A 26,895-nucleotide genomic window follows, 5' to 3' on the forward strand; every position below is an offset into this window, starting at 1 on the left:
TAGGGGCTTTGGTATGTCTTAATTCTTCTTTTCTAGTCTATATTTGCATCTATACCATATCTCTCAATCTCTCCACAACACTTTGTTTACTAAGGCTACGGAAAGCAACATACGGAATAATAACAGATAGTACAAGTAATGCAGGATATGCTACAACCAATGGAGTAATGGTGAACTTATAGCTGAAGAACCACAGGTTTCCAACTACACCTCCAATAACCACATAGGAAAAGATAATACCGAGTGCCAATGAAGCAATGATTGTCGCAATGGCATAATACAGCCCTTCAAAGATAACCATCCGACGTAATTGTCCATCGGTCATACCAATGCTTTGCATAATGGCAAACTCTTGCCGACGGGATATAAGGCTGGTTAGCATCGAATTGACGAAGTTCAAGATACCAATTAACCCGATGATCAAGCATAACATCCCACCGACATTCATAAGCATATTTTTCATTCCCTTAAAGGTATCCATCATCGTCATCTTCGAATCATAGTTCATGACCGGTTCGATTTCCTTCGTATAGCTATTCAAAAAGGCATCCATAGATTGCTCATAGCTATTCTCAACGTTAAAGGCATAACTCATGACCACAGGTCGTGTAACTACCTTTAGATACTCTTCAGCAGGTAGGTACATCATAAAGCTGCCCATCAATCGACTGGTATTCGTATAGCAATCTGTTTTTGCTTTTGCCAACACTTCATATTCATGCATCTGACCATCTACAGTAATCTGTATCTTGTCTCCAATCTTATATCGATCAACATCCCACTGGACCTTCCCATGATCATCTGCAGGCAGACCTTCAATGATATATTTACCTGTTGCGAGCTTGTCTATATCCAGCTCACCTTCGACAATATCCAATCTTGATAATGGCAGATGCTCTAGACCATATAAGTCAAGGAGCTGATCATCACCCTCTGGCAAGTTCACATTCTTACCCGTATAGGCTACTCTATTGTGGCCTGTATAGTGGATTTTACTCTGACCCAAGAAGACGTTGTAATATAACCTGCCGCCTTCCTCAAATCCTGGCTGTCCCTCGACTGTTTGAATAAAGCTTTCAGATAACTCATCTTCTTCAAAACGGAAGTAATTATGGTTGAAATAATTCGCGTGTCCAATTAAGAAGTCTGTATCCATGAATGCAGAGAGATATTTGTCCATGTCCATTCCCTTAGATAGCGTAAAGACTGAATTCAGCAACACTAGACTCAAGGAAAGTGACACTACGACTAACAACGTTCGTTTTTTATTACGGCCTAGATTAGATCGTGCCATTTTGTGCAACTTACCACCATCGGTACTCTTTTTATTCTTACGTTTGATATCATCAGAAACACCGCTATAACGGATTGCCTCTATGGGAGACACGCTACCTGCCATCTTGCCAGGTTTACGTGAACTGATAAATACCGTGATTAGTGCAAATAATGCTGCCCCAATAAATATAATTGGATTCAAGGATACTACAGCATCGACACCACTAGAATCAGTGATTCCCATAATGAGTGGCAAGCATGCCTTACCTATAATGAACCCAATCACTAATCCAAATGGAATACCAATCACCGATAGTAGAAGTGCTTGCTTGGTAAGCATTTTTTTGATCTGCTTGGAGGTTGTCCCGATCGTTTTCAATAGCCCATAGAATTTAATATCCCGAATCACAGAAATTTGAAATATATTAAAGATAATCAAATAACCTGTGAAAATAATAAGTATTAATGCCGCCGTAACGGATAGAAGGGTAGTCGGGTCAGCGCTGAAGTTTGAAGACAAATACGCCCAGTTCACATTACCTTCAATATCCGTTGAGCGCGGGTCACCCTTGCTGTCATCCCCGCGATAGGTATAACCACTGTCCGTGATAACCTGTTCCAACTTTTGTGCCATGTTCTTACTATTGCTGAACATGATATCCGCATTAATTGCACCTGTCATATCATTGTCGGTCTTATAAGTGAATGGCATATTAGCCATATCTGTATCCACGAAGGCCTTTGAGACCAACACGATACCTACATTAATGGCTGCATCACTATTCCAATAACCACTCAACGTAAACTCCTTGGTATAAGACTTCCCTTTCAGAGTATAGGACAAAGGCACTTTTTGACGTATTTCATGAGGGATTCCGAGTAGATCCAGGGTCATCGTATCCGTAATGATCTCATCTTCCTGCTGTGGCATATCACCTGTTGTTGGTGTATTGAATCGGAGCTTTGCCCCTATTGTATCCTCATACCACATCTCTACATGGCGTTTCAGAAACTCCGGATTATCGGCCGTGCTAATCATTTGGTTGTAGCCAATCTCTTTAATCAACGGATGGTCCTTCATGGTATTGAACTGTTCATCGGTAATATATTTGGCTACCGCATGTGCACTGCCCCCCGATAGACGCATCGTTTGGTTCTGAAAGCTCTCCATTGTCCCCATACCGATCGTGAACAGCGTGGTGAATAGGATTGTAGTTAGTGCAATAGCGATAATAGCGATCAGATTGCGTGTCTTATTGGCTTTAAAATTGGCAAAAGCGAGCCGAGATACTATTTTTCGATTCGAAACTTTTATCATGTTACTCACCACCTACAATTGTGCCGTCCTCGATACGAATTACACGATCCGCCAATTGCGCAATCTCTTCGTTATGAGTAATCATGACAATCGTCTGATTGAACTGCTTACTGGTCACCTTCAGCAATCCCAGGACATCCATGCTCGTCTTACTGTCTAAATTACCCGTAGGTTCATCAGCAAGAATGATAGCCGGCTTAGTCGCAAGGGCTCTCGCAATGGCTACACGTTGCTGTTGTCCACCGGAAAGATTGTTGGGCAGGCTATACAGTTTGCTCGCCAATCCCAACGTTGCTGCAATTTCCGCAACAAAGGCTTGATCCACCTTGTTACCATCCAATTCTATTGGCAAGGTAATATTCTCATAGACATTCAATATGGGTACTAAATTATAGTTCTGAAAAATAAATCCAATCTTTCGACGACGAAAAATAGTTAGCGTGTCATCCTTCAACGCAAATATATCCTTGCCATCGATCAATACCTTACCGCTTGTTGGACGATCAAGCCCTCCCAACATATGCAGCAATGTGGATTTCCCACTGCCTGAAGTTCCAACGATGGCCACAAACTCACCATGTTCAACCGTTAGATTAACCCCATCCAAAGCACGTACCTTATTCGCTTCCCCACCGTAATATTTCTTTAAGTTATTGGTCTCTAATATATTCATTCGATCGTGAGCCTCCATATCAAAAAATCTATACTGTAAATGCCTTTCCGCATCCTACGATATAGACTATAACATCCAATTCTTTCAGGCTTCTGTCTGAAATCTTTCAGTATTGAAATGTTTCAGTCCGGCCAATTCATTTTGGAAGAAAGATAGAAAACGTGCTGCCCTCTTGAGGCGCTGAGTTTACTTTAATATACCCCTTTTGCATCGAAATAATTTCTCTTGCCAAGTATAGACCTATGCCCACACCTTCCACCAGACCGACTTGAGGAGAGCGATAGAACCTTTTAAAAATTTGATTGATCTCATGCTCATCAATACCAATACCCGTATCCTTGATGTCAATCCGAGTGAATAGTTCATACGTTGTGGTAGAGATCGTAACGATTCCATGCTCAGGTGTGTATTTAATGCTGTTATCCAGAATGTTAAAAAGGGCCTCCTCCGTCCACTTGGGATCACATAAAGCCATCGTGTCATCTTCAATACAATGATGAAGATCAATAGATTTCAACTGAGCTTGTTCTTCCACTTGCGCAACTGCACGATGTATAACATCCTTCAATCGATTGGCCTGAGGATGAACATCAATCATTCCTGCTTCCATTCGCGATGTTTTAATTAATGATTGAATCAGGAAATTCAGCTTCTCCGATTGTTGTGCAATCTGATCTGTCAGCCCTATCGTAGGCCCACCCTCTTGCTCTTGCTCTTGCTCCTGCAAGAGCTGAGCATACAGCAGAATATTGGCAATGGGAGTCTTCGTCTGATGGGAAATATCGGAGATCAGCATATTAATCCGATCCTTCTCCCTGCTCATATCACGTTCGCCAATAGTGGAGGCGTTCACGAATCGATACAACTTCGTCTCAATTTGTGATAGCCGCGTCTCATCATAGTAGGTTTCCTTAAAGGATGTATTCATGGCCGCACCAAGCATCATGTTTAATCGGTCTAACATCACCTTACTTTTACGATGATAGATAACCATTAACAATCCACCCGTGATCATGGCACCTACTACAGCAGCCAGTACATACAAATACACATTCCCCATGTTATTTCACCGCCCACCTATATCCGATTCCATAAACCGTTTAAATATAATCTGGTCGAGCAGGAGCCTCCTCTAATTTATTCCGTAATCGACTAATCGTAACGGACAAAGCGTTCTCATCGACATACTCACTACCGTCCGCCCAGATCTTATCAATGAGTGTAGCGCGAGGAATAGTTATCCCTTTATTCAAAATGAGAATACGCAACAGCCTCTGCTCCGTCTTACTTAGAATCACTGGCTGTCCCTTGCGCTTGAACTCCATTTTATCGAAGTCAAAAATAAAATCATCCAATTGTATAACGGACGAAGCATGCTTGTCCGAAGTTGTTCTTCGCAACTGTGCAGCCACCCGTGCTCGCAGAATCATGAGACTAAATGGCTTCGTCATATAATCATCAGCACCCAACTCAAGCCCCGTCACCACATCAATCTCCATATCGTTCGCAGTTAACATTAAGATAGGTACAGATGAATTCTTACGAATCTCTTGGCACCATTCAAACCCATTACCATCAGGAAGGTTAATATCCAAAATAATTAAATCAACCTCATGACTGTTTAGCAATAGTCTGGCCTGTTTGATCGTAAAGGCTTGTAGAAAGACCCGTGAATCATCTCTTAAAGAAAGAACGATACCATTATTTAACGCTATGTCATCTTCTACGACTAATATAGTCGGCATAAGCTCAATTCCCTTCCATACCCTGCTTATATGAATCCAATAGGTTTCCCCCTCTATATTAGCATTCTCATATTAAGAATTGTATGTACGTTCGATCAACCTCATAGCAAGGCATTCCTTTGAGCTCACATGTAAGGTATTTGCCTCATACGATTTCAAAATAAAAGACGGCAGCAATCACCCTCAGGTGTTGCTGCCGTCTTCATTCTTTCTTATGGTGTCCATTGATCGTGGATGATGCCCACAAGTGCATGGTCTTCCCCGATCTTCTCGAAGACAAGACGCAGGCTACGCCAATCCTTCCCTTCAACAGATGGATCGATGCCGTCTATGTGGTATTCAACGAAGTCATAGCTTTCTTTAGGATATACTTCGTTTAAATTGTTAACATTCGCGCCTTCTCCTAGTCCCTCGTTCACTGCGACCTTTGCATCCTTAATAAAGTCCGCATCGTAGACAAATCGCTTATAGTATTCTGCAAATGTCATCTTGATCTGCTCACCTGAGCCAGGGAACGTCCGCCACTCACGTTCTGTGATATCTTCCATCGCCCGCTCTAGCTCGCCTCTTGTAATTACGACATCTTTCTTCGTATCAACGTAAGCGTATGGTGAGAAGCGCAGCCCTTTCTCTGGGTGCACCCAAGCTGCAAGTGTACTCATATCACTGTTCTTTATTGCATTCATAACCGTTGTGGCTGCTTCCATTGCCGTCGGTGGAAGCCCCTCCTGCAGCTCTGCCTGCTCCTCCGTTGGTTGTTCTTGTGGTTGTTCCTGTGGTGTCTCTGGTGGATTCTCTTGTACTTGCTCCTGAGGATCCGATACCACATTCGATGTCCCGCTGCAGGCAGCAAGCAACAACATGACCGCTCCCGCAACCATCCATCCTATATTTCTTATTCTATACATGATCTCTCTCCTTTTTTTTCCTTTACACTCTCTGACGTATATTAACTGGAGAAGTTGCAGACAAGCATAAACGGCTTCGCCGTCCTTTAGCGGCGATGAATCGTTTAGCGTTGAAATATAATCCTATTTATAAGCAGAAATTCTTATATTTTAAAAAGGACGACTAAAGCCAATAATGGCTTTAATCGTCCTGAACACAGCAATCTCATGTGTTTTATTTAGATACATGGTTACGTACCTTTTACTTAATCACCTGTGAAAGCTCCGTAAAGATAACCCCTAATGCGTATGCTCCCGCATCCGGATAACCGATACTTCTCTCACCCACAGTACCGGCTCTGCCCATACGGGCCACGATTGTCTCGGTATGTTTCGCTCCTTCTACTGCAGCATCTGCTGCCTTTTTAGAAGCTACCTTAATGTCGTCACCACTTATCACACTACTTGCCCAAGACTCAGCATAAGGAACAAGCGCATCAATCAATGTTTTGTCCCCAACAACAGCCCCACGGCCAAATGCTCTTTCTCCTGTATCTTGTATTCCTTTAACAACAGCAGCCATCATCTGAGCGAACTCATCCATCGATAACTCTTGTTTATTTCCAACATTTTTGCTAGCTGCTCGAAATGCGGATCCCCAAATCGGACCGGAAGCTCCACCGCAATGCTCCATAATAATAAGAGAACAAGCATCTAAGAAACTTCCCACATCCGTTGCATGATTCGTAACAATGTCATGCCACTCTGTCTTTAGTTGCTTAAATCCCTTAGCCACGCTCATACCGAAATCGCCGTCACCCGCATGAGCATCTAGTTCACAGAAAGGTACTTCTTTCTCAATGATAATTTCACTCATCTTATCGATGAGGTATATAACATTGTTTAAAGAGAATGAGTTATGATCAACTTTTGCGAAGTCTGGATCTGTCTCACACGTGTAGGATACAGACGTATTCTCAGCTTCCGCTAAAACAACCTCAGTATAGTTCACTTCTTCAAAAGGTTCATGAACTACAAGCGCAGGTGTCTCACATGCTGCACTTAACAGTTGCTTCAACGAATCGTCCAGCGCCATGATTGAAACCGAAGCCCCAGCCATATCAATGCTCGTCATATAATTTCCAACAAATACTTTATAGACTTTCTTATTTCTAGATGCCAATTCGCGCATCACGGAATTATTCAATAGATATAATTCTTGTAACGGTGTTCCACCGAATCCATTAATCAACACGGCAACTTCCTGCTCGTCACTCTGATCAATCTTCAGATTCTCCAACAATGCGCTCACCATTCTGTTGGCTAATTCATCGGCAGACACTAATTCTTCTCTACGAATTCCAGGTTCTCCATGGATCCCAACACCATACTCCATTTCATTATCCTTAAGTGTGAAGGTTGGCGATCCTTTGGCAGGAACCGTACAAGAAGTAAAGGCAAATCCGATACTTCTTGTATGATCTATCGCCTTTTGAGCGGCTTCCTTTACTTCGCTTAAGGACAATCCTTGTTCTGCTGCTGCACCGGCTATTTTATGAACAAAAACAGTGCCCGCAACGCCCCTCTTCCCAACCGTATAGAGACTATCCTCCACTGCGATGTCATCATCCACTTTAACGAAATCCACTTCAATGCCGTCTTCACTGGCAAGATGAGCCGCATTCTTGAAATTCATAATATCTCCGCTGTAATTTTTTATAATTAACAACGTTCCCTTGTCAGATACAGCAGATCGGATGCCTTGGTACACTTGAATCTGGGAAGGAGAAGCAAATACATCACCACACACAGCAACATCTAACATTCCCTTTCCAATAAATCCAGCATGCGCGGGTTCGTGCCCACTGCCTCCACCACTGATCAGTGTTACTTTATCTTTATTGATTTCCTTTTTCTTAATAATCTTATATTTATTAATAAACTCTAAATCGGGATGTGCCATAACTAAGCCATTACACATCTCTCTTACTAGTGTTTCTGGTTGATTCATTATTTTCTTCATGTTATTCATCCTTACTTAATTTGTATTTCCGACCAAGTTGATCTGCTACGATAATGGCTGATGCGACAGCTTCCTCCGTGATAGGGAATGGCATGGAATGAATAGATTCTTCTGGAAGACAAGCTTTGCGGGCTACTGCCAACGCTTCTTCATATGAAATGCTATTTACGCCAATGTCTGCTAGACAGATGGGAAGACCCACCGCTGTACAAAAAGCCATCACTTCATTCAATTCATCTTTATCTGCATTCTCCAGAACTAATTGAGCTATTGTACTGAAGGCTACTTTTTCACCATGGAAATAATGATGTGTGCCCTCCAGTGAAGTTAAGCCATTATGAATGGCATGAGCAGCAGCTAAACCTCCACTTTCAAAACCAAGCCCTGATAAAAGAATGTTGGCTTCTATAATATTCTCCAATGCAGGAGTAACTAAATTGCAATCAGAAGCTACTTTTGCCTGAATACCATCTTTTAATAAAGTTTCATAACAAAATTTAGCCAGTACTAATGCTGTATTGGTGCCCTTAGCAGGGCCACACGTCCCTTCACGAACTCCACAAGGTAAGCCTGCATTGACGTTAGAGTATGACTGAGAGGTTGCTCTAGCTTCAAAGTAAGTAGAGAGCGCATCCCCCATACCAGACACAAGAAATCTTGTAGGCGCATTTGCAATAACTGTCGTATCAATCATAACCACACTAGGGCTTTGTTTAAAATACGCGTAGTCATCGAATTGACCGTCTGATGTATATAGAACAGCCGAATGACTTGTTGGTGCATCGGTCGCTGCGATCGTTGGAACTATAATCAAGGCTTCCCCTTCTGCTACACATTTAGCCGTATCTATAGCCTTTCCGCCACCTAATCCGATGGTACAAGAGCAAGCATGTTTTTGAGCTAATTCCTGTAATCTCTTTACTTCTTCACGAGTGCACTCCCCTTGGAAATGGCTCTCAACTAATGTGATATTATATTTATTTTTAGTGGATTCTAGTTTCTCTTTTACCCGATTCACATCATCTGGATGAGCAATTAGTAACGCTGAATCACCGAATGTTTGTACAAAATACCCCAAATTAAGTAGTTCGTCTTCCCCCTGAACATATTTCGTTGGGCTAATAAAAGCTTTTCTCATCATAATTCCTCCCCTTTACCTCATTATGTTTCTATTATAGTCTTACTACAAATCGTAAACATTGAACTAAAACCGCCACTTTAAGCGCTTTCAGATAGTGTTTTCTTGTCATATTTCACTCTAATCGTATAATTATGTTCATTTTCATATTGTATTCCTGATTTTCACTTCTATTCACAGGCTATTCACTTCGAATTGTGTTTCTATGTCATTATCTATTAAATGGTATAATCTTGTCTTGTTATCAACGTAATATAGTATAATTAGGATGTATTCAATTCGGTATTAGGAGCATGCACTGATGAATCATTCGTTGTTTAACTTAGATAAAATCATTGATCTAGAGAAATGGCATACGCTGCAGGATTCTCTTGCGCTAGTCACCAAAATGGCGATCATTACAGTGGATTACAAAGGTATTCCCGTTACGAAACATAGTTACTGTCAACCTTTCTGCCAGGGTGTACGGAAGGATTCCGTACTATCTCCTTATTGTCAGAAATGTGATGCACGGGGCGGACTCGAAGCTGTACGATTGAATAAACCCTACATCTATATGTGCCATTTCAATATTATTGATATTGCCATTCCAATTATTATTAATAATCAATATATTGGGGCTATCATGGCTGGACAAGTTAAACTTAAAGACATAGATCAACCACTCGAACAAATTGTATCTCGACCGATTAACGAAGAGACAACTACCAAGTTCAAGAATCTAGAAGAAGATTATCTTGCATTACCGACCTTATCTTACGAAGAAGTATCGACTATCGCTGATATGTTATTTCAATTGAGCAACTACATCGTGGAAGAAGCGATCACGAAGACAGCAACGATAGATATGTATAAGAAGGCTTTATCCATGGAACAAGCTAACGACTCTATAGATACCCTTAACTCATCTGAGCGCAATTATCGAAATATTCAAGCGATTCAGAATGAACTATCCAGTACGCTTATTGATAACCAGATCAAAAAGTTTACATCGAATGAAATTCACTCTTTGAATCTACTACTTCAGCCTGCATTTGATTATATCTATCAACATAAAAATGAAAATGTGACATTAAGTGAACTAGCTAAACTATGCCACATCAGCCCAAGTTATTTTAGCCGCATATTTATGAAAGAAACTGGAGAGAAATTCTCCGTCTTTACTCCCCGTTTAAAAATTGAGTGGGCTAAGCAACTCCTAGAGACAACAGATCAATCCATTAATCAAATTAGTGATGAATTAGGATTCTGCGATGCTGGATACTTCATTAAAACATTCAAAAAGTTCGAAACGCTAACGCCAGCTGTGTACCGCAATATGTATCCGAGGCAACCCTATTAGAAATATATAATATTATTTGAGAGTCAACGATTGTCCATTTCCTTTTTGATAAATCTTCATATTATACATCGTAAGATTATTAAAAAGGAGTGAGTGCAATGAGTCTTAATTTTCGCAACAACACGAGTTCACCTGTATATATTGCCTACGCATACCAAGACCCCAATTGTAGACCTGTCACCTATACAAAGATTGGCTGGTACCGCGTGGACCCTGGACAGACGAGAGCAGTGTGGTTCGGATACGTCGGGGGACGTACGTTCTATTTCTATGCTGAGGATGCATACAATAACGTGTGGTCGGGTTCCTACTATACCCAAGTCCCTAATTCGGCATTCCAATGGTGCTGGGATACGGGTTGTACCACCTGCAGAAGAGTAGGATTTAGGAGAATCGATATCAGCTTCATCTATGCGAACTACACAGTCAATCTCATATCAAGTACTAGCCAAGGGCAATCTGAATCGGGTAATACCCTTAATCTATTACCTACAAGATTAAAAGGTGGAGAAACTCTACTGCCTAAAACCCCTAAGGCAATATCAAAAAAATTGAAAGCGGGAAGACCCATTGTCATTAACCGCACAGCATTACCTAAAAGACTAACAATAAAAAAATAATTTACAAAACATTAACTAAAGGAGTGACCTATACCAATTAGGTTATCTCCTTTTTTGTATATCTAATGGGTTATCAAAGAATCCCTAGTTTCTTTGATTCATTCTAATATTAAGTTTATACTGATACATATTTATAGTCGAAAGTGCAAGTATAATCTAATTGGGAGGATGACTCATAACATGAATTACGATTTTGACAAAGTGATTGCGAGAGAGAACACCAACTCTATCAAATGGGATCCTGCTATTTTTAATGAAATTATAGGCTTTGAAAGTGAAGGCGTTCTTCCCCTATGGGTTGCAGATATGGATTTCCGTGTACCGGAAGTTGTCATTGATGCCCTATCCAAACGAGTTGAACATGGCGTTTTTGGTTACAGCTCACCTTTAGACGAGTACTTCAAGGCACTCACTTGGTGGCAGAAATCAAGACATGATTGGGATATTAAAAAGGAGTGGGTTACAACAACTCCAGGAATTGTTCCTGCCTTAAACTTCTTCATTAGAGCCTTGTCTGCCGAAGGGGATAAGATCATTATCCAGGAGCCTGTGTATTATCCTTTTAGAAATACGATTGAGGCTAATGATAGAATTGTAGCCAATAACCCGCTGAAGCTAGAGAACGGGAAATATAAGATGGATTACGAGCATTTAGAGGAATTGGCTAAGGATCCTCAAGCGAAGATGATCATCCTGTGTAGTCCTCATAACCCATTGGGACTTGTATGGAGCCACGAAGAACTTCGGCAATTAGGGGAAATATGCAACAAGCACAATGTCATTGTCATCGCAGATGAAATCCATAACGATTTGATTCTACCGGGGAATAAACATGTGACTTATGCTCTATTAGGCGAGGAGTTTGCTTCGAATGCTGTCATCTGCACAGCCCCTAGCAAAACCTTCAATCTAGCGGGACTGCAAACTTCAAATATTATTATCCCTAACCCTCATATAAAGGAAAAAATTGATTTAGAATTGAAAAAGTCATCCATTGGTAGCCTCAATCTATTCGGAATTGTAGCAACTACTGCTGCATATACGGAGGAAGGTGCTGAATGGCTCGATCAATTGTTAGCATACTTAGATGCCAATGTAGATTTCATGGACAATTTCGTAAAGACACGGATGCCTAATGTTACATTGATTAAACCTCAAGGCACTTACTTAGCATGGCTTGATTTCAAAGAAACGGGTATACATGAGGAGGACCTCGAGAAAAAACTACACGAAGAAGCGAAGGTGCTGTTAGATGGAGGCTCTTGGTTCGGTATAGGTGGCGAGGGTTATATGCGTATTAACTTCGCTTGTCCAAGATCCATTCTAGAAGAGGCATTAGAACGAATCACCAAATTGTTTAAATAAAGAGTACCCTATCCATTCTGTATATAAAAAAACGTCCGATGCTGAACAAGCACTGGACGTTTTTTTTATTCTAACATTAGATCCTTTTAACAAATTCGGACTTTAATTTCATGGCTCCGAAACCATCGATTTTGCAATCAATATCATGATCACCATCAACCAACCGTATACTTTTTACTTTTGTTCCTATTTTCAATACGGATGAACTGCCTTTTACTTTAAGATCTTTAAGAATGGTGACAGAATCACCATCCTGTAAGACGTTTCCATTCGCATCTTTAACGACCTTCTGTTCTTCATTACTTCCGTTCTCTACTTCTAAAGTCCACTCATGAGCACATTCCGGGCATATAAGAAGAATTCCATCTTCGTAAGTGTATTCTGAATGACATTTCGGGCAATTTGGTAAATTAGACATGATTTAAATGCTCTCCATTCGTTGTTGTTACCTATGATTTATTATACTGATATACAACCCTTTTACCTCTTTAGTTCTATTTTAGAATAAAGTTTCCTGTGACCGGATTATGATCACTATGATTAAAGCGTAGATCGTGCCCGCTCACCTTTACAATCTCGATATTAGGTGAGACAAGGAATCCATCAATGACAGCAGTGAAATTGGTACCTTTTATATAAGGTATGTCGAGTGTCCGTACGCTTGGTGTAGTTGGATCATTGGCCCATTGGTAGCCCTCTGCACGGAACGTCTCGGGAAAAGATTGTAGCCATTCCGGCCACTCTTGCTGTGTAGCGAAATTCTTCGGATCTGTTCCCGGCAGGGAATGGTTCCAGTCACCACCCAAGATCAGATAGTTCCCCTTCCCCGTCTCCTGTCTGATGTAACTCTCTAGGAATTCGATTTGTTGCTTGCGTATTACACCACCCTTATCAAAAGCTGATAAATGCAGATTAATCAGTACAAGTTCCTTCCCGTTATCTACTGGGAATCGGCTTGCCATAAGTGCACGATCTAACTCCATCTGCTGCACTGGCCAGCTTTCTTTGCCAGGCAGATCAAAACGCGTATGAGATGTACTATGTACATTGGACAACGTTAGTAACCCACTATGCACCGACCCCATTGGATGCATTAAAGGAATGGGAACCCACGGCACCTTATAATTGATGGCAAACGTGCTACTGTATTCTGGAAGAAGACTACTTAATTCTGAGCGTTCATTGATGTGATAACTGCGCGAGGAATTTACATCGACTTCCTGCAATAGATATAAATCTGAGCGGGTATCTTTTAAAAACTCTGCTATCGATGATAAATTGACTTCTGTCTGCTTCTTGCTACTCGAGCGTGACCTGGTTCCACCATCCATGAAGAAGTCCTGTTCCTGATCGAGTCCAGCATAACCAATATTAAATGTAGTCACGGTGAATGGTTCACCTTGTTTTAGCTCTTCACCCTGATTATGATCCGTGTGTAGCTGAATTTCTGCGGCAGGCTTGTAATCATCTACTGTAACATAGATAAGAAATATTACAATAATAGTCACTAGAATAAGCACAATCCAACTTAACCATTTTAAAGCTCTCTTGATCATAATTGTTCCCTTGCCCCCTTATTCACTAACCTTCCGTATGACACTATTTAAAATGTACCATAAACTGGGTAGATAGTTCATTACTAGAATATAGATTTTGTCATATGACAAAATAATGACAGCAGTCACTATCCCTTAAGTGATTCTCCAATTATAATATTTTAGTTACCTTGAAATATCTGTTGTCCGAACAGTAACCACAAGTTGCTCCATATATAACTTACATAATAGGAAGTGTACTTATGCTTTTCAATTCTCCGCAGTTCATCTTTTTCTTTTTACCTATTGTGTTTGTGATTTACTTTTATCTTAACTCTATTGCTCCTCTTTATATTGCAAGAGCATGGTTAGCCTTAAGTTCTCTATTCTTTTATGGTTGGTGGAATCCGCAGTATTTGTTACTCATTTTTCTTTCTATAACTATTAATTTTATCATCGGTAAATCTCTCATTTTTCACAAGAAAAAATGGGTCCTTATCGTTGGAATTGTATTCAATTTAGGCTTTTTAGGATACTTCAAATATTTTGACTTTTTCCTAACTAATCTCAATGCACTGTTAGCAACACATATCTCTTTGTTGAATCTCACCTTACCATTAGCCATCAGTTTCTTTACATTCCAACAAATAACTTACATAGTAGATTGCTATAAAGGTAAAGTAGAAAACTACAACATAATTAATTACACTTTATTTATTACCTTTTTTCCCCATCTAATTGCTGGGCCTATTGTGCATCACAGATTCATGATGCCTCAATTTCAAAGTTCTAAGAATCTAAAAATAAATTTTGAGAATATCGCATTAGGGATTTTCGCGTTTTCTATTGGTTTATTTAAAAAGGTCATACTTGCTGATCATTTTTCAACCACCGTATTAGATGGTACTCAATATTTGGATACTATTACTTTCTTCGATGCATGGATTGTCATACTTTCATATACTTTTCAATTATACTTTGACTTCTCCGGTTATTCAGATATGGCTATTGGATTAGCATTGTTATTTAACATAAAACTACCTATTAATTTTAACTCGCCATATAAATCCACCAATTTTCAGGAAATGACTTCACGGTGGCACATGACATTAACCCGTTTTCTATATGAATATGTATACTTTCCAATGAATCGCTTCCTATCAAAGAAAGTATTTTCTTTCTTACCCTTTAAACCTAGTACAAATGCTAAAACCAATGTTACTCTACTTCTACTATTTACTTTGAGTGGAATCTGGCATGGTGCAGGTTGGAATTTTATTATCTGGGGATTCCTCGCTGGAGTTGGTATCATTATCTGTCGGATGTGGAGTAAATTGAACATAAAGCTTCCTATAATCTTATCTTGGATACTTACATTCGGCTATCTAAACATAACTCTCGTCTTCTTCAAACTAAGTGAACTCAATAAAGCTACCTTACTAATTAAGGCGATGCTTGGATTTAACGGATTTATTTTACCTGAACAGTTGTCTCAAGCTTTACGTCCTCTTACAATAGTTGGGGTCGTCTTTGCTAGTACACCTCTAATGGATAAGTATCAGGCTGTTGGATTAATCTTACTGGGGCTCCTCATAGTATTATTATTTAAAAATACCTCTGAAAAAATGAAATCGTTTAGACCTACATTTATTAATGCTATTATCACCATCATAATCGTTATCTACTCCGTATTAAGTTTAACTAAAGTATCTGAATTCTTATATTTCAAATTCTAAGGTGAGATCATGACAACATATAAAAAGTGGACGCTATTTACCCTATCTTTAACAGTCTTTGTTTTATTTATAATTGCAGCCGTGAATTACGTTATTGATCCCTACGGATTTTATCACTTTTCAGGTAAACGCTATAATTATCAAAAAAGTACAACGAGTGATCCCTATCAATTTAAGGCTTACCAAAGTAAGAAGTACCATCCTGAAACCATTGTGCTGGGAACTTCAAGAGCTATGAGGCTAAATCCTCCGGAAATTAAATCTTTAACTGGCGAAAATGCCTATAACTTAGGACTTCCAGCGGCTACTCCTTATATTGATCTAAAATATTTAGAATACATGATAAAAGTTAATAAGAACTTACACACTGTTTTCCTGGGATTAGATTTTGAAGTTTTCGACAAAAATTACCTCAACCATGCAAGTTTTGATGAAAAAAGATTGAATTCCTCTTTTTACACACAAGATATATTTGCAACTTTACTGTCGAAAAAAACTCTAAACGATAGCCGAAAGGTTATTATTGATAACCTCAATAAAACGACTACATATACAGAAAATAGATATTTAGGCGATGGTAGCTTTGATGAAACTCTAGTCTACCCTCCTAATATCAATGAAAATACATTACAATCGTATCCCACTACATCTCAGTTATCATTAGATAGTATGTTATACATTAAAAAGATTAAAGATCTATGTGAACATAATAATCTTGAATTATATATATATATTAGCCCTATTCATGCAATATTATTGGAGACATTCTGGCAAAACAACTTATGGAACAATTTTGAGGAATGGAAGAGGAAATTAGTAGCAATTACACCAGTTTGGGATTTTTCAGGCTATCATGATATATCGATGAGTTCATTGAATCGTGAAGAATATTATAATGATCTTTCACACTTTTCAAAAAGTACCGGCAATCTCATGCTCTACCGAATGCTACATAAAGAGATTACCAAAGTCCCTTCTTACTTTGGTGTATATATGACTTCAAAAAATATAGAACAGCATCTTGATGATTTACGGTTGGACAGAGAAGATTGGGAAGAGAAGAACAAGAATATGTTCAAAATTGTATTCAACTACTAACTAGAATGGTGAACCTACTTATTCACTAAAATAACATATGTATAGAGTCGATAGTCCTATTCAATATTTTTATCTTGTATATATATCCATATTTTATTATAATATTGTTGTCGATTTTTTTCTTTTTATGTAAGATACTGACACTGAATTATATCCGAATAACTTCGACCTGTGACCTGTTAATCTACTCGTGAGTTCGATTCCAGGCCATCTTGTTCTACAAATACATATTTCATAAGGATGGTGTACAATGGTTACCCAAAGGGGTGTAGTAGGCGCAATTATTTTGTCTTTGATTACTTGTGGAATTTATGGCATCTATTGGTTTATTGTTCTAACTAACGATGTCGGCAGGCTAAGTAGAGATCCATCATTTACAGGAGGTAAGCATCTCCTTCTAACATTAATTACATGTGGTGTATGGAGCTTCATTTGGTCCTATCAGATAGGCCAGCATGTTGCAGAAGCACAAAGACAACGCGGTATGTCTGAAACAGATAATTCTGTTATTTATCTTATTCTCAATCTCTTCGGTATGAGTATCGTAACGCATGCTTTGGTTCAAGCAGATGTCAATAAACTTGCATAACTTAACTATTCTTAGAAAGAGACACCCGCTATTATTCCGGGGTGTCTCACTTGGCGTTATTGGGATTATATATTTAAAAGTATGGTTGCCTTTGACAAATATCACTGTTCCTTGTGTGTTTCATGAATTTACTGGACTTTATTGCCCTGGATGTGGCACCACAAGGCTTATCCTTTCCTTGTTCAGATTTGATTCTGTTCAAGCCTTTAGATATAACCCCTTGGTGTTCATTTTACTTCCGTTATCCCTGATGTACTTCATTGTACACAAGAAGAACATGCGAATTCTTACCCATATCATTATGGGTGTTATGTTAATCTTAACTCTAGCATTTGGACTATTAAGAAATATCCCGACGTTTGATTGGTTAGCTCCAACGACCATTCGTTAGGAGAGACCAGTTCCCTTGCCTGTCATCATGAGGAAACATAAATAACCTCCTTGGATCGCCAAAGAGGTTATTTAAGCGTTTTCTGTTAATACATATATTAGAGCTAAAAACCAAGAAAATATACCTTATTTCCTTCCTCCAGAGCCACGGCAGAGAAGTTGGAATAACACGAGGGTAAAAGGATTCCCATACCGATTAGGTCGAATACTGACACCATAAGTGATATATTATTTTATATATTTTAAATATATATTGAAATTTTATATTGAAATTTCATGTTGGAAGCGCTACAATAAAACGTATCAAGAATTGATTTTATACAACAAGGGAGTTTTTAGATATGTTAGAAAACCTGACAACTGAGACAAGAAATCAACGCACGATGCATTTGGATCAAATGAGTGTTACTGAGCTGCTAACGGTTATGAATGAAGAAGATGCTAAAGTAGCAAATGCAGTTAAAGAACAAATTCCTAATATTGCACAGGCAGTTACGGCGATTACGGAGTCGCTACGTCGTGGAGGACGCCTTATTTATATGGGAGCTGGAACTAGTGGTCGCATTGGTCTTCTAGATGCTGTTGAATGTCCCCCTACCTTTGGAACATCTCCAGAAATGGTTGTGGGTCTTATTGCCGGCGGTAGCAATGCCTTCATTAAAGCTGTAGAAGGTGCAGAGGATCGGGAAGAATTCGGAGTTGCAGATTTACAGAGCTTAAATCTTACAGCAGAAGATGCTGTAGTCGGAATCGCTGCTAGCGGAAGAACACCTTATGTAATTGGTGGTCTGGAGTATGCGAGAAGCGTGGGAGCTGTGACAATCAGCGTTAGCTGTAATAAAGATGCAGCCATTAGCCAATATGCTGACATTACCATTGAAGTAGAGAATGGCCCTGAAGTTCTGACTGGATCAACCCGTTTGAAGGCTGGTACATCGCAAAAATTAGTGTGTAACATGCTATCTACGGCCTCTATGATCGGACTAGGTAAGGTCTACGGAAATCTAATGGTTGATGTCCAACTCTCTAACGAGAAATTGGTAGAACGTGCTAAACGCATTATTATGGAAGCAACTTCTTGTGATCTTCCAACAGCAGAGAAAACACTTGAATTGGCAGAGCGCAAGCCAAAACTAGCCATTTTGATGATTCTGACAGGCTGTACGTATGTAGAAGCTTGCGAAAAGTTAGAACGATCCCAGGGTTTTATCGCACCTGCGGTAAGTGAACTTTAAATAAATTTGTAACACATGAGCATAGGAGGCTAAGCAGATGAGCAAGTATGGAGAAACGGCAAAAGGGATCTTGAATACGATTGGTGGAAGCGGTAACGTTGGCGATTTCACGAATTGTATGACCAGATTGCGTATTTCGATTAAAGACCACAGTCAGATCAATGAAGCTGAGTTGAAGAAGGTAGATGGTGTACTCGGTGTTGTAGATGATGAGGATTATCAGATCATTCTCGGACCGGGTGTTGTAAACAAGGTAACAGAGGAGTTCGGAAAGTTGATCCAATCGGCGTCTACGAGCGGTTCTAGTGAAGGGACGAAGGTTCAGGAGAGTACTGATATCAAGGCTAACCTAAAGAAGAAGAACAACACACCTTTTAAAAACTTTTTACGTAAAATCGGTAATATCTTTATTCCACTTATTCCGGCCCTTGTAGGTGCAGGTATCATTAATGGGATCGCAGGTCTACTAAACAATCTGATTACTTCAGGGAATGACGCTTCATGGTTATTGACTCTGCAACCAATTCTAGGGGTTATCGGTTCTGCCTTCTTTGGTTATCTGACGATCTTTGCGGGTATAAATGCTGCCAAGGAATTTGGAGGAACACCGGCGCTCGGTGGGGCAGTCGCTGCTATCATTGTAGCCCCTGCTGTTGCTAATATTTCTTATGTATATCCCTTATTCGGTGAGATCAAGCTAAACGCAGGGCAAGGCGGGATAATCGGTGCGATCTTGGCTGCGGGACTTATTTCAGTCCTAGAGAAATTCCTTCGTAAACGGGTACCGACTGCTATCGACATTATTGTTACACCAACACTTTCACTTCTTATCGTGGGTCTAGTGACGGTATTCTTCTTAATGCCTGTAAGCGGTATTATATCTCAAGGTATCGGTGACATTACGATCTGGTTGCTAGCACATGGTGGACCTTTTGCAGGATTCTTGCTAGCTACTCTATTCCTACCACTGGTTATGTTCGGTCTGCATCAGGCGCTCATTCCAATTCATGCGGAATTAATTACTCAAGTTGGATATACGGCGCTACTTCCTATTCTAGCTATGGCTGGAGCAGGTCAGGTCGGATCGGCTATTGCCATCTATATTAAGCTAAATAAAAACTCAAGATTACGTAATTTGATTAAAGGAGCACTACCGGTTGGTTTCCTTGGAATCGGTGAACCTCTAATATATGGCGTAAGTCTTCCCCTCGGACGACCGTTTATCACTGCATGTCTGGGTGGTGGATTCGGTGGAGCTTTACTAGGACTGTTCGCTATGACGGATCGTTTTGTCGGTACTGTGGCGATAGGACCATCGGGTCTAGTCTTGATTCCTCTTCTTAAGGGTCAAATGGGATTTGGTGCTACCGTGTTAGTGTACTTATTGGGGTTAATTATTTCTTATGTCGCTGGATTCTTGTTAACTTACTTCTTTGGTTTTACAAAACAGATGCTTGTAGAGCATAATAAAGATTAGAAACTGCTAATGATTAGGCGGTTAGATACGCCTCCAAATCTTATTAGTAGAACCGGCGGGGTATGACTGAACCGCCGGTTTTTTCAAATTATAAGAATTATAAATATTTCTGCTTACAAATAGGCTTATATTTCAACGCTAAACGTTTCTTCACCGCTAAATGACGGCGAGGCCGTTTATGCTTGTGGAGAGGGGATTTAAAGTGTCGGGAAGCATTGTGTTGCAAATGGAGACTATGCTCGAGCAACTACCGGAATCAGAGCGTAAGGCGGCCAGATATATGTTGGACCATCCTGAGGAAATCTCTAAGCTAAGCATTCATATGCTTGCAGAGAAAGCGGGGACAAGTGCTGCTGCCATTACCCGGCTGTGCCGTTCGCTCGGTTTAAGGGGCTTTCCGGATTTAAAGGTCCGCCTATCCGTCGATAATGCTAAGCCTCAAAAGCCAGGTTATTACGATATCGAAAATAATGAATCGGTACATAATGTCATTCGCAAAACCGTATCCAATAGCATTCAAGCGATTCAGGATACCATGTTGCATGTACATCCTGAGATGATTGATCAAGTAGTAAGAAGCTTTGGTGAAGCGTCCGTGATTTATATGTATGGTGTCGGAGCTTCTGCAATCGTGGCAGCCGATGCTGCACAGAAGTGGCTTCGCCTCGGTAAGCCAGCCTTCGCTCTACAGGACGAGCATCTCATCGCCGCCGCGCTGGCAAGTGCTCCACCTCAGGCCTTATTTATGGGTATCTCTTACAGCGGCAATACCAGAGAGGTAGTTCAACTCTTTCAGGTTGCAAAGCAATATGGCGTCCGTTCCATTGGTCTGTCCCGGTTTGGTAACCACAAGATATCCGAATTGGCAGATATGATGCTATATACACCGGTAGCACCAGAAGCTACGCTACGAAGTGGGGCAACCAGTTCTCGTTTGGCACAGTTGGTTGTTATTGATATCTTATTTTTTGCTTATGCTTCTATGCAATATGAAGAGACACTTACTAAGCTGGAGCACACTCATCAAGCGATTTTATTCCTGAAATAAACCTGCATAGCTAATATCGCAGTCCTCGGTGTTCAACACGGGGGCTGTTTTAATTGCTCGTACTCGCTTAACTTCCCTTCATAGATCAAATGTAGCCGATTGCTTTTCCGGAAATCATCTGGGGTTACAAGCGCAGGTAACTTACTCCATATCTTTATTCCGGAACGTTCCAGAATTTCTGCGACGAATTGTGAGCAAAAGTAGGAGTTGCTGAATTCAATGGGTTCTTTCAGTGCAATGCCAATAACACCTAGAAAATTATAGAGATACTTTTGGTGTTTTTGGATAAAGACCTGTAGGACTCGCCTCATCTTCTCAATTTCACGTTCGGATACTTGAAGCTCATAGATCACGCATGTGGTATTCGGATACTTACTGTACGTGCCCGTCTTAATATCTTCCTTCACGAAACCACCATTCAGAGGGTTATTTGGATGCTTTCTCCCAAAGCTATACAACTCCGAAAGTTCACGATCAAAGGAGATCGAGGCATGATTATAAGGTGCCTTTGTATAGGTCTTAATGACTCTCGTAAAAATGGTTCCGGTATTTGTAAGTAAAATAAAGACCGAGCGATCAGCTTCCATTTAGAAAATTTCCCCTTATCAATTGCAAGCATTTCCTTCATAATAACATATGATCCCTTTATTGGAATCCTATCATGTCATAAGTTGGTGATCCGCAATGGACAGTTCGCTATTAACGTTAGTGCTTATTTTTGCAGCCTTATCGGTCATCCAATTGATTTATTTTCTGATAGGCAGAATACTACCGAATAAAGACTATACGCCCATTGGCTCTCGAATTAAGACCTGGTGGGGCATGCTCTTCATCTTTTGCTTGGCAACCCTTTTCAACCCGGTCGTTTCACTGCTAACCCTAATGGTACTCACCTTTTTAGCTCTGAAAGAGTATTTCTCCATGATCAAGTCGAGAAAAGCCGACCGCCGACTCTTTCTGTGGGCGTACTTATCCATTCCCCTACAGTTCTATTGGATTTATATTGAGTGGTACGGAATGTTTATTGTCTTTATCCCTGTCTATGTATTCTTGCTCCTACCGCTCCCGCGATTGATAAACAAAGGAACGTTAGGCTTTCTGCACGGCGTCAGCTCGACCCAATGGGGACTTATGCTGATGGTCTTCGGACTTAGTCACTTGGCCTATTTCCAATTTGCTACACCGCAGTATGGGGCATCGCTAGTACTGTTTCTAGTCGTATTAACGCAGCTTAATGATGTAATACACCATCTGGCATCGCTCTATTTCGGCAAGCGAAAGATAGTCCCAACGGCCAATCCCAATTTGACTTGGGAAGGCTTCGCATTCGCCTTTATCGTAACGACAGGGGTCTCGTATCTGATCTACCCTTACCTGACACCGCTTAATCCGACTTTCGGGCTCTTATCCGGCATGCTAATTAGCATGAGCGGTTTCTTCGGCAGCTTAACGGTTTCCGTTCTGAAGCGAGATTTGTTAATCGGCGATGGCGATAAGTTCGATGCTTTGAAAAAAAGCTACTTAAGTCGGGTCGATAGCTTGACCTACACCTCACCAGTCTTTTTCCACGTGATCCGTTATTTTTTCGATTTCATGTAGTGAAAGGGCACCTTATTCGGTGTCCTTTCATTAATCATTATTATTCTTTAATCGTAGGTAGGGGGCAGGCCATCGTGCCCTTAATTCCGTCTCTTCCCTGTTGAAAAGGATCTGTTATGTTCTAATCCTTAAGATTCACTTAACTTTCTCATGGTGCGGTTCACCGTATCACTCAAACGGCAAATAAGAATAGTCATCCAATTTATTCGGAAATATTAGACGATAACTGGCATATAGTATTAAGGAAAAGGCCTAGTTTTAATCCTAATTACTCATACAAGAATGGTTCTGGATGAGGCAACTGATTTATTCACGATGCTTACATAGACGATGTGTCGTATTTAACTTTTCCCGTGGGTTACAACCCTAAGCATTTGTAAAGTGAATATGCAATACCCTGGCATTACAAACAATTAGAGAATTGAGGTATTTTATGAACATTAGTTTTTTAACTCCGGCTTATAATAGTGCAAGATGGATTGAGACCATGTTAGATAGTATTCCCAAAGAATATGCTTATGAAATTTTAGTATGTGATGATGGTTCAACTGATAATACATTAGAAATATTAGAAGATTATAAAAAGGGCTGTCCACAATTAAAAATATTAGTGAATGAAAAAAATATCGGTGCCAGTAATTCATACAATAGATGTATCGCTGAGGCAACGGGTGATTATGTAGCAATCATTGATAGTGATGATCATTACTTACCTGCTATTAGAGAAGTATTAGCACAAGTTGACGGAGATTATGACATGTATTATTACAATATGATAACTAAGGATGGAAACATGTTATTTAAATCCCCAACTGATGGTTATCAGTGGTGTGGGCAATTTAAAATTATTAGAAGAAGTTTTATAGGTGAGGCAAGATTCACAAATAGAAGGGATATTGCGGGTGATTGGGATTTTAATAGAGCGTTAGTTGATATGAATCCCAAATCTAAATACACTGGGATATTAGCCTATTGGTACAACTTTTATAGAGAAGATTCTGAATCCAACTTGCATTTAAAAGGACTCAAATAATACAATATGCGTTGTCATATTTCTGGAACGACCCTCATAGAAGGGAGGATGAAGATATCATTCTATGTTTAAAAATCAAACATTACTCATCACTGGTGGTACTGGTTCATTTGGAAATGTGGTATTAGAACGCTTTTTAAATACGGATATCAAGGAAATCAGAATATTTTCAAGAGATGAAAAAAAACAAGATGATATGCGAATTTTATATAACAATAATAAGATTAAATTTTTTATTGGGGATGTACGTGATATTAGTAGTTTAAATAATGCTATGTATGGTGTGGACTTTATTTTTCATGCTGCGGCCCTAAAACAAGTCCCATCTTGCGAGTTTTTTCCTGTAGAAGCCGTAAAGACAAATATACTTGGAACAGAGAATGTATTAACTGCAGCGATAAACGCAGGTGTAAAGAAGGTTATTTGTCTATCTACAGATAAAGCAGCATACCCTGTAAATGCCATGGGGATCTCAAAAGCTATGATGGAGAAGGTATTCATTGCCAAGTCTAGATTAGTCACTCCTGACAAAACATTAATTTGTGGAACTAGATACGGAAACGTTATGGCATCCCGTGGATCGGTCATACCATTGTTCATAGAACAAATTAAGACTGGGAGACCATTGACGGTTACTGATCCCCAAATGACCCGCTTTATTATGAGCCTTGAAGAAGCGGTAGAGTTAGTTCTATATGCGTTTAACAATGCAGATAATGGTGATATCATGGTTCAGAAATCTCCAGCTTCTTACTTATCAGATTTAGCACAAGCACTGATAGAATTATTTGACGCGGATAATGAAATTGAAATTATTGGTACTCGTCACGGCGAAAAAATTTACGAGGTACTTCTTACTAGAGAAGAAGCAGCAAAGGCAATGGATATGGGAGACTTTTATAAAATCCCAGCAGATAACCGAGATCTAAATTATGGAAAATACCTTGAAGAAGGCTCCCCTAAAATTACTTTAACGGCTGAATATAACTCGAATAATACAACAATACTTTCGGTAGAGGAAATAAAAGAGAGGTTGTTACAGCTTACATTTGTTAAAGATGAACTCCTCAAATGGAATGGAGGATTACAATGAAATTCCTAATCCTCGGGGCAGCTGGAATGGCTGGTCACACCATCTCATTATATTTATATGAACAGGGTCACGAAGTCACTACCTTTTCGCGAACATCCTTCCCTTATTGCGAGAATATCAATGGTGAAATTACAGAACATTTCTCATTGCATTCGGTCCTACTTAAAGAGGATTATGATGTGATCATAAATGGCATAGGGGTTTTAAACCAAGCTTGTGATTTAGATCCATCACAAGCTATCTATCTAAACAGTTACTTACCACACGCCATTATTGATATATTGAAAGACACCAATACTAGACTCATCCATATGAGTACAGATTGTGTTTTCTCTGGAAAGTCAGCACCATACTTTGAAAATAGTAATTATGATGGTGAAACTTTGTATGATCGAACAAAAGCTTTGGGCGAAGTGAATGATCATAAGAATTTAACCTTCAGAAATTCTATTATTGGTCCAGATATGAAAAAAGATGGCATTGGCCTACTTAATTGGTTTATGCAACAAGAAGGAGCCATTAACGGATTTACAGGAGCTATTTGGACTGGTGTGACTACTTTAACTTTAGCCAAAGCTATGGAAAGAGCAGCCATTGAAGAAGTAACGGGAATATATCATCTTGTTAATAACATAAGTATCAATAAATTCGATTTATTACAACTATTTAATACAAACTTTAAGGCTAATAAACTACGTATTGTGCCCTGTAATTCAGTTAATGCTAACAAAACATTAATAAATACCCGAAGGGACTTTTCATTCGAAGTACCTAATTATGAACAAATGATATTAGAGATGAAAGAGTGGATCTGGACACACCAAAACTTATATCCACATTATTTCTAATTCATCGTAGCTCCTCAGCCGAACAAATGGCTGGAGGGGCTTTCCCTTGTTATAGGAAAGCCCCTCCACGTAGATCTATTCCAACCATTTAGATCCTCATTTACTTTTCCTTCCACGATAATTGCATCTGACGTTTTCTACAAATCGTTAATCCTGGCGAAATCGGGATCGTCATCATTTCATACAATTCTGTTTCCTTAGATAATTCTTCAACTGCTTGATAGGCAGTCTCACACAAAGATGGGTGCATCATATGCTCATTTTCAGGATGCGTATCATGCAATAAGATTAATCCATGTGGTACAACAAATGGGAAGAAGGCCCTGAAGTCTTGTAACACTGCTTCTTTTGAATGATCTGCATCGATGAATAACATATCAATTTGCAAAGGGTTAACCTCTAATTCCTTAGCAAATTCCTGTGTGGCACCATTAAAAAATTGAACATTGTTTGACTTTCCCATATAATTACCTGAATCTGGGGTAACATCCACTCCTATCAAGCGTTCAGCCAGAGGAATTATTCGATTAAAAAGCCTACATTGCTGTATTCCTAGTTCCACATATACCTTTGGACGGACAAGACTTGCCAGATTAAAAATAAAATCTTCATGCCAGTTTAATCCCATCATACTCAACTCTTTTCGTTATTTGTTAAATAATCGCCAATTTATCTACCCTATTCAGAATTTAAATACCAGGCAACCGTATTCTCCATAATACTCACAAACATCTTATATTATGACTACTTCGAAGCCTACTTTTAGAGCTTGTTCAAAAAGTCATCTGCGGATCACGAAGGTTTCTAAGAATCCGATCCCAATCATCA

Annotated in this window: 25 protein-coding genes; 14 read left to right on the forward strand and 11 right to left on the reverse strand. The window is 39.7% G+C overall.

All coding sequences use genetic code 11. The features are described 5' to 3' along the window. Positions 1 to 49: 49 nt before the first annotated feature. From AC1D7X_RS09320 to AC1D7X_RS09350, 7 genes are all read right to left on the reverse strand, one after another. Positions 50 to 2,593, reverse strand: a complete 2,544-nt coding sequence (locus AC1D7X_RS09320) for an ABC transporter permease (protein WP_495475078.1) — start codon at positions 2,591 to 2,593, stop codon at positions 50 to 52. 1 nt (position 2,594) lies between these two features. Next, positions 2,595 to 3,266, reverse strand: coding sequence for an ABC transporter ATP-binding protein (locus tag AC1D7X_RS09325; protein WP_495456519.1), 672 nt, complete (start codon positions 3,264 to 3,266; stop codon positions 2,595 to 2,597). Between the two features lie 136 nt (positions 3,267 to 3,402). Then, positions 3,403 to 4,326, reverse strand: coding sequence for a sensor histidine kinase (locus AC1D7X_RS09330; protein WP_495475079.1), 924 nt, complete (start codon positions 4,324 to 4,326; stop codon positions 3,403 to 3,405). Between the two features lie 40 nt (positions 4,327 to 4,366). Continuing rightward, a complete protein-coding gene (locus AC1D7X_RS09335; RefSeq protein ID WP_495475080.1) occupies positions 4,367 to 5,011 on the reverse strand; it encodes a response regulator transcription factor in 645 nt (214 codons plus the stop codon). Positions 5,012 to 5,223: 212 nt separating this feature from the next. Next, complete coding sequence (locus AC1D7X_RS09340) at positions 5,224 to 5,919, reverse strand: hypothetical protein (protein ID WP_495475081.1); 696 nt, start codon at positions 5,917 to 5,919, stop codon at positions 5,224 to 5,226. 241 nt (positions 5,920 to 6,160) lie between these two features. Further along, complete coding sequence (dhaK, locus tag AC1D7X_RS09345) at positions 6,161 to 7,921, reverse strand: dihydroxyacetone kinase subunit DhaK (RefSeq protein ID WP_495475082.1); 1,761 nt, start codon at positions 7,919 to 7,921, stop codon at positions 6,161 to 6,163. A 1-nt stretch (position 7,922) separates the two neighbouring features. Next, the gene (locus tag AC1D7X_RS09350) at positions 7,923 to 9,059 is read right to left on the reverse strand and encodes a glycerol dehydrogenase (RefSeq protein WP_495456524.1); all 1,137 of its coding nucleotides are present in this window, start codon (positions 9,057 to 9,059) and stop codon (positions 7,923 to 7,925) included. A 301-nt stretch (positions 9,060 to 9,360) separates the two neighbouring features. Between AC1D7X_RS09350 and AC1D7X_RS09355 the strand changes: the two genes are divergently transcribed. The 3 genes from AC1D7X_RS09355 to AC1D7X_RS09365 all read left to right on the forward strand — a co-directional run bounded on the left by AC1D7X_RS09355 (position 9,361) and on the right by AC1D7X_RS09365 (position 12,386). Continuing rightward, the gene (locus tag AC1D7X_RS09355; protein WP_495475083.1) at positions 9,361 to 10,401 is read left to right on the forward strand and encodes a PocR ligand-binding domain-containing protein; all 1,041 of its coding nucleotides are present in this window, start codon (positions 9,361 to 9,363) and stop codon (positions 10,399 to 10,401) included. A 98-nt stretch (positions 10,402 to 10,499) separates the two neighbouring features. Next, positions 10,500 to 11,021: a DUF1036 domain-containing protein gene (locus tag AC1D7X_RS09360; RefSeq protein ID WP_495456526.1), complete on the forward strand. Its 522-nt coding sequence runs from the start codon at positions 10,500 to 10,502 to the stop codon at positions 11,019 to 11,021. 180 nt (positions 11,022 to 11,201) lie between these two features. Next, positions 11,202 to 12,386, forward strand: a complete 1,185-nt coding sequence (locus AC1D7X_RS09365; protein ID WP_495456527.1) for a MalY/PatB family protein — start codon at positions 11,202 to 11,204, stop codon at positions 12,384 to 12,386. Positions 12,387 to 12,462: 76 nt separating this feature from the next. On the opposite strand, the gene AC1D7X_RS09370 is transcribed toward AC1D7X_RS09365, so the two are convergent. Together AC1D7X_RS09370 and AC1D7X_RS09375 are read right to left on the reverse strand one after the other, a co-directional pair. After that, positions 12,463 to 12,804, reverse strand: coding sequence for a zinc ribbon domain-containing protein YjdM (locus tag AC1D7X_RS09370; RefSeq protein WP_495475084.1), 342 nt, complete (start codon positions 12,802 to 12,804; stop codon positions 12,463 to 12,465). A gap of 76 nt (positions 12,805 to 12,880) precedes the next feature. Next, complete coding sequence (locus tag AC1D7X_RS09375) at positions 12,881 to 13,942, reverse strand: endonuclease/exonuclease/phosphatase family protein (protein WP_495475085.1); 1,062 nt, start codon at positions 13,940 to 13,942, stop codon at positions 12,881 to 12,883. Between the two features lie 242 nt (positions 13,943 to 14,184). Here AC1D7X_RS09375 and AC1D7X_RS09380 point away from each other — a divergent pair, with 242 nt between their 5' ends. The 7 genes from AC1D7X_RS09380 (at position 14,185) to AC1D7X_RS09410 (ending at position 21,494) form a co-directional block, all read left to right on the forward strand. After that, on the forward strand, positions 14,185 to 15,657 hold the full coding sequence (locus AC1D7X_RS09380) for an MBOAT family O-acyltransferase (protein WP_495475086.1): 1,473 nt from the start codon (positions 14,185 to 14,187) through the stop codon (positions 15,655 to 15,657). Positions 15,658 to 15,666: 9 nt separating this feature from the next. Then, positions 15,667 to 16,755, forward strand: coding sequence for a hypothetical protein (locus AC1D7X_RS09385; RefSeq protein WP_495456531.1), 1,089 nt, complete (start codon positions 15,667 to 15,669; stop codon positions 16,753 to 16,755). A 250-nt stretch (positions 16,756 to 17,005) separates the two neighbouring features. Next, a complete protein-coding gene (locus AC1D7X_RS09390; protein WP_495456532.1) occupies positions 17,006 to 17,344 on the forward strand; it encodes a DUF4234 domain-containing protein in 339 nt (112 codons plus the stop codon). Next, entirely contained in the window at positions 17,325 to 17,735 is a 411-nt protein-coding gene (locus tag AC1D7X_RS09395) for a DUF2752 domain-containing protein (protein WP_495475128.1), read from the forward strand. The genes AC1D7X_RS09390 and AC1D7X_RS09395 overlap by 20 nt, the downstream gene beginning before the upstream one ends. A gap of 340 nt (positions 17,736 to 18,075) precedes the next feature. Next, a complete protein-coding gene (gene murQ / locus AC1D7X_RS09400) occupies positions 18,076 to 18,969 on the forward strand; it encodes an N-acetylmuramic acid 6-phosphate etherase (protein ID WP_495456534.1) in 894 nt (297 codons plus the stop codon). Between the two features lie 37 nt (positions 18,970 to 19,006). After that, the gene (locus AC1D7X_RS09405; RefSeq protein ID WP_495456535.1) at positions 19,007 to 20,446 is read left to right on the forward strand and encodes a PTS transporter subunit EIIC; all 1,440 of its coding nucleotides are present in this window, start codon (positions 19,007 to 19,009) and stop codon (positions 20,444 to 20,446) included. Positions 20,447 to 20,648: 202 nt separating this feature from the next. Beyond that, a complete protein-coding gene (locus tag AC1D7X_RS09410; RefSeq protein WP_495475087.1) occupies positions 20,649 to 21,494 on the forward strand; it encodes a MurR/RpiR family transcriptional regulator in 846 nt (281 codons plus the stop codon). Between the two features lie 32 nt (positions 21,495 to 21,526). Here AC1D7X_RS09410 and AC1D7X_RS09415 read toward each other — a convergent pair whose 3' ends face one another. Next, the gene (locus tag AC1D7X_RS09415; RefSeq protein ID WP_495456537.1) at positions 21,527 to 22,081 is read right to left on the reverse strand and encodes a hypothetical protein; all 555 of its coding nucleotides are present in this window, start codon (positions 22,079 to 22,081) and stop codon (positions 21,527 to 21,529) included. A gap of 97 nt (positions 22,082 to 22,178) precedes the next feature. Between AC1D7X_RS09415 and AC1D7X_RS09420 the strand changes: the two genes are divergently transcribed. The 4 genes from AC1D7X_RS09420 to AC1D7X_RS09435 all read left to right on the forward strand — a co-directional run bounded on the left by AC1D7X_RS09420 (position 22,179) and on the right by AC1D7X_RS09435 (position 26,067). After that, complete coding sequence (locus AC1D7X_RS09420) at positions 22,179 to 23,093, forward strand: phosphatidate cytidylyltransferase (protein ID WP_495456538.1); 915 nt, start codon at positions 22,179 to 22,181, stop codon at positions 23,091 to 23,093. 433 nt (positions 23,094 to 23,526) lie between these two features. Further along, entirely contained in the window at positions 23,527 to 24,126 is a 600-nt protein-coding gene (locus tag AC1D7X_RS09425) for a glycosyltransferase family 2 protein (RefSeq protein ID WP_495456539.1), read from the forward strand. Between the two features lie 64 nt (positions 24,127 to 24,190). Then, the gene (locus AC1D7X_RS09430; RefSeq protein WP_495456540.1) at positions 24,191 to 25,219 is read left to right on the forward strand and encodes a polysaccharide biosynthesis protein; all 1,029 of its coding nucleotides are present in this window, start codon (positions 24,191 to 24,193) and stop codon (positions 25,217 to 25,219) included. Further along, the gene (locus tag AC1D7X_RS09435; protein WP_495475088.1) at positions 25,216 to 26,067 is read left to right on the forward strand and encodes an SDR family oxidoreductase; all 852 of its coding nucleotides are present in this window, start codon (positions 25,216 to 25,218) and stop codon (positions 26,065 to 26,067) included. Before AC1D7X_RS09430 ends, AC1D7X_RS09435 begins: the two co-directional genes overlap by 4 nt. A gap of 100 nt (positions 26,068 to 26,167) precedes the next feature. Here AC1D7X_RS09435 and AC1D7X_RS09440 read toward each other — a convergent pair whose 3' ends face one another. Next, positions 26,168 to 26,698 carry a class I SAM-dependent methyltransferase gene (locus tag AC1D7X_RS09440; protein WP_495475089.1) on the reverse strand — a complete coding sequence of 177 codons (531 nt, stop codon included), beginning with the start codon at positions 26,696 to 26,698 and terminating at the stop codon, positions 26,168 to 26,170. Between the last annotated feature and the right edge of the window lie 197 nt (positions 26,699 to 26,895).

The organism is Paenibacillus sp. Y568, from assembly GCF_059445545.1.

Bases quoted from the DNA above. Each gene is read 5' to 3' on its own strand.
- AC1D7X_RS09320 (WP_495475078.1), bottom strand. From the start codon at position 2,593: ATGATAAAAGTTTCGAATCGAAAAATAGTATCTCGGCTCGCTTTTGCC.
- AC1D7X_RS09325 (WP_495456519.1), bottom strand. From the start codon at position 3,266: ATGAATATATTAGAGACCAATAACTTAAAGAAATATTACGGTGGGGAA.
- AC1D7X_RS09330 (WP_495475079.1), bottom strand. From the start codon at position 4,326: ATGGGGAATGTGTATTTGTATGTACTGGCTGCTGTAGTAGGTGCCATG.
- AC1D7X_RS09335 (WP_495475080.1), bottom strand. From the start codon at position 5,011: ATGCCGACTATATTAGTCGTAGAAGATGACATAGCGTTAAATAATGGT.
- AC1D7X_RS09340 (WP_495475081.1), bottom strand. From the start codon at position 5,919: ATGTATAGAATAAGAAATATAGGATGGATGGTTGCGGGAGCGGTCATG.
- dhaK (WP_495475082.1), bottom strand. From the start codon at position 7,921: ATGAAGAAAATAATGAATCAACCAGAAACACTAGTAAGAGAGATGTGT.
- AC1D7X_RS09350 (WP_495456524.1), bottom strand. From the start codon at position 9,059: ATGAGAAAAGCTTTTATTAGCCCAACGAAATATGTTCAGGGGGAAGAC.
- AC1D7X_RS09355 (WP_495475083.1), top strand. From the start codon at position 9,361: ATGAATCATTCGTTGTTTAACTTAGATAAAATCATTGATCTAGAGAAA.
- AC1D7X_RS09360 (WP_495456526.1), top strand. From the start codon at position 10,500: ATGAGTCTTAATTTTCGCAACAACACGAGTTCACCTGTATATATTGCC.
- AC1D7X_RS09365 (WP_495456527.1), top strand. From the start codon at position 11,202: ATGAATTACGATTTTGACAAAGTGATTGCGAGAGAGAACACCAACTCT.
- AC1D7X_RS09370 (WP_495475084.1), bottom strand. From the start codon at position 12,804: ATGTCTAATTTACCAAATTGCCCGAAATGTCATTCAGAATACACTTAC.
- AC1D7X_RS09375 (WP_495475085.1), bottom strand. From the start codon at position 13,942: ATGATCAAGAGAGCTTTAAAATGGTTAAGTTGGATTGTGCTTATTCTA.
- AC1D7X_RS09380 (WP_495475086.1), top strand. From the start codon at position 14,185: ATGCTTTTCAATTCTCCGCAGTTCATCTTTTTCTTTTTACCTATTGTG.
- AC1D7X_RS09385 (WP_495456531.1), top strand. From the start codon at position 15,667: ATGACAACATATAAAAAGTGGACGCTATTTACCCTATCTTTAACAGTC.
- AC1D7X_RS09390 (WP_495456532.1), top strand. From the start codon at position 17,006: ATGGTTACCCAAAGGGGTGTAGTAGGCGCAATTATTTTGTCTTTGATT.
- AC1D7X_RS09395 (WP_495475128.1), top strand. From the start codon at position 17,325: ATGTCAATAAACTTGCATAACTTAACTATTCTTAGAAAGAGACACCCG.
- murQ (WP_495456534.1), top strand. From the start codon at position 18,076: ATGTTAGAAAACCTGACAACTGAGACAAGAAATCAACGCACGATGCAT.
- AC1D7X_RS09405 (WP_495456535.1), top strand. From the start codon at position 19,007: ATGAGCAAGTATGGAGAAACGGCAAAAGGGATCTTGAATACGATTGGT.
- AC1D7X_RS09415 (WP_495456537.1), bottom strand. From the start codon at position 22,081: ATGGAAGCTGATCGCTCGGTCTTTATTTTACTTACAAATACCGGAACC.
- AC1D7X_RS09420 (WP_495456538.1), top strand. From the start codon at position 22,179: ATGGACAGTTCGCTATTAACGTTAGTGCTTATTTTTGCAGCCTTATCG.
- AC1D7X_RS09425 (WP_495456539.1), top strand. From the start codon at position 23,527: ATGAACATTAGTTTTTTAACTCCGGCTTATAATAGTGCAAGATGGATT.
- AC1D7X_RS09430 (WP_495456540.1), top strand. From the start codon at position 24,191: ATGTTTAAAAATCAAACATTACTCATCACTGGTGGTACTGGTTCATTT.
- AC1D7X_RS09435 (WP_495475088.1), top strand. From the start codon at position 25,216: ATGAAATTCCTAATCCTCGGGGCAGCTGGAATGGCTGGTCACACCATC.
- AC1D7X_RS09440 (WP_495475089.1), bottom strand. From the start codon at position 26,698: ATGATGGGATTAAACTGGCATGAAGATTTTATTTTTAATCTGGCAAGT.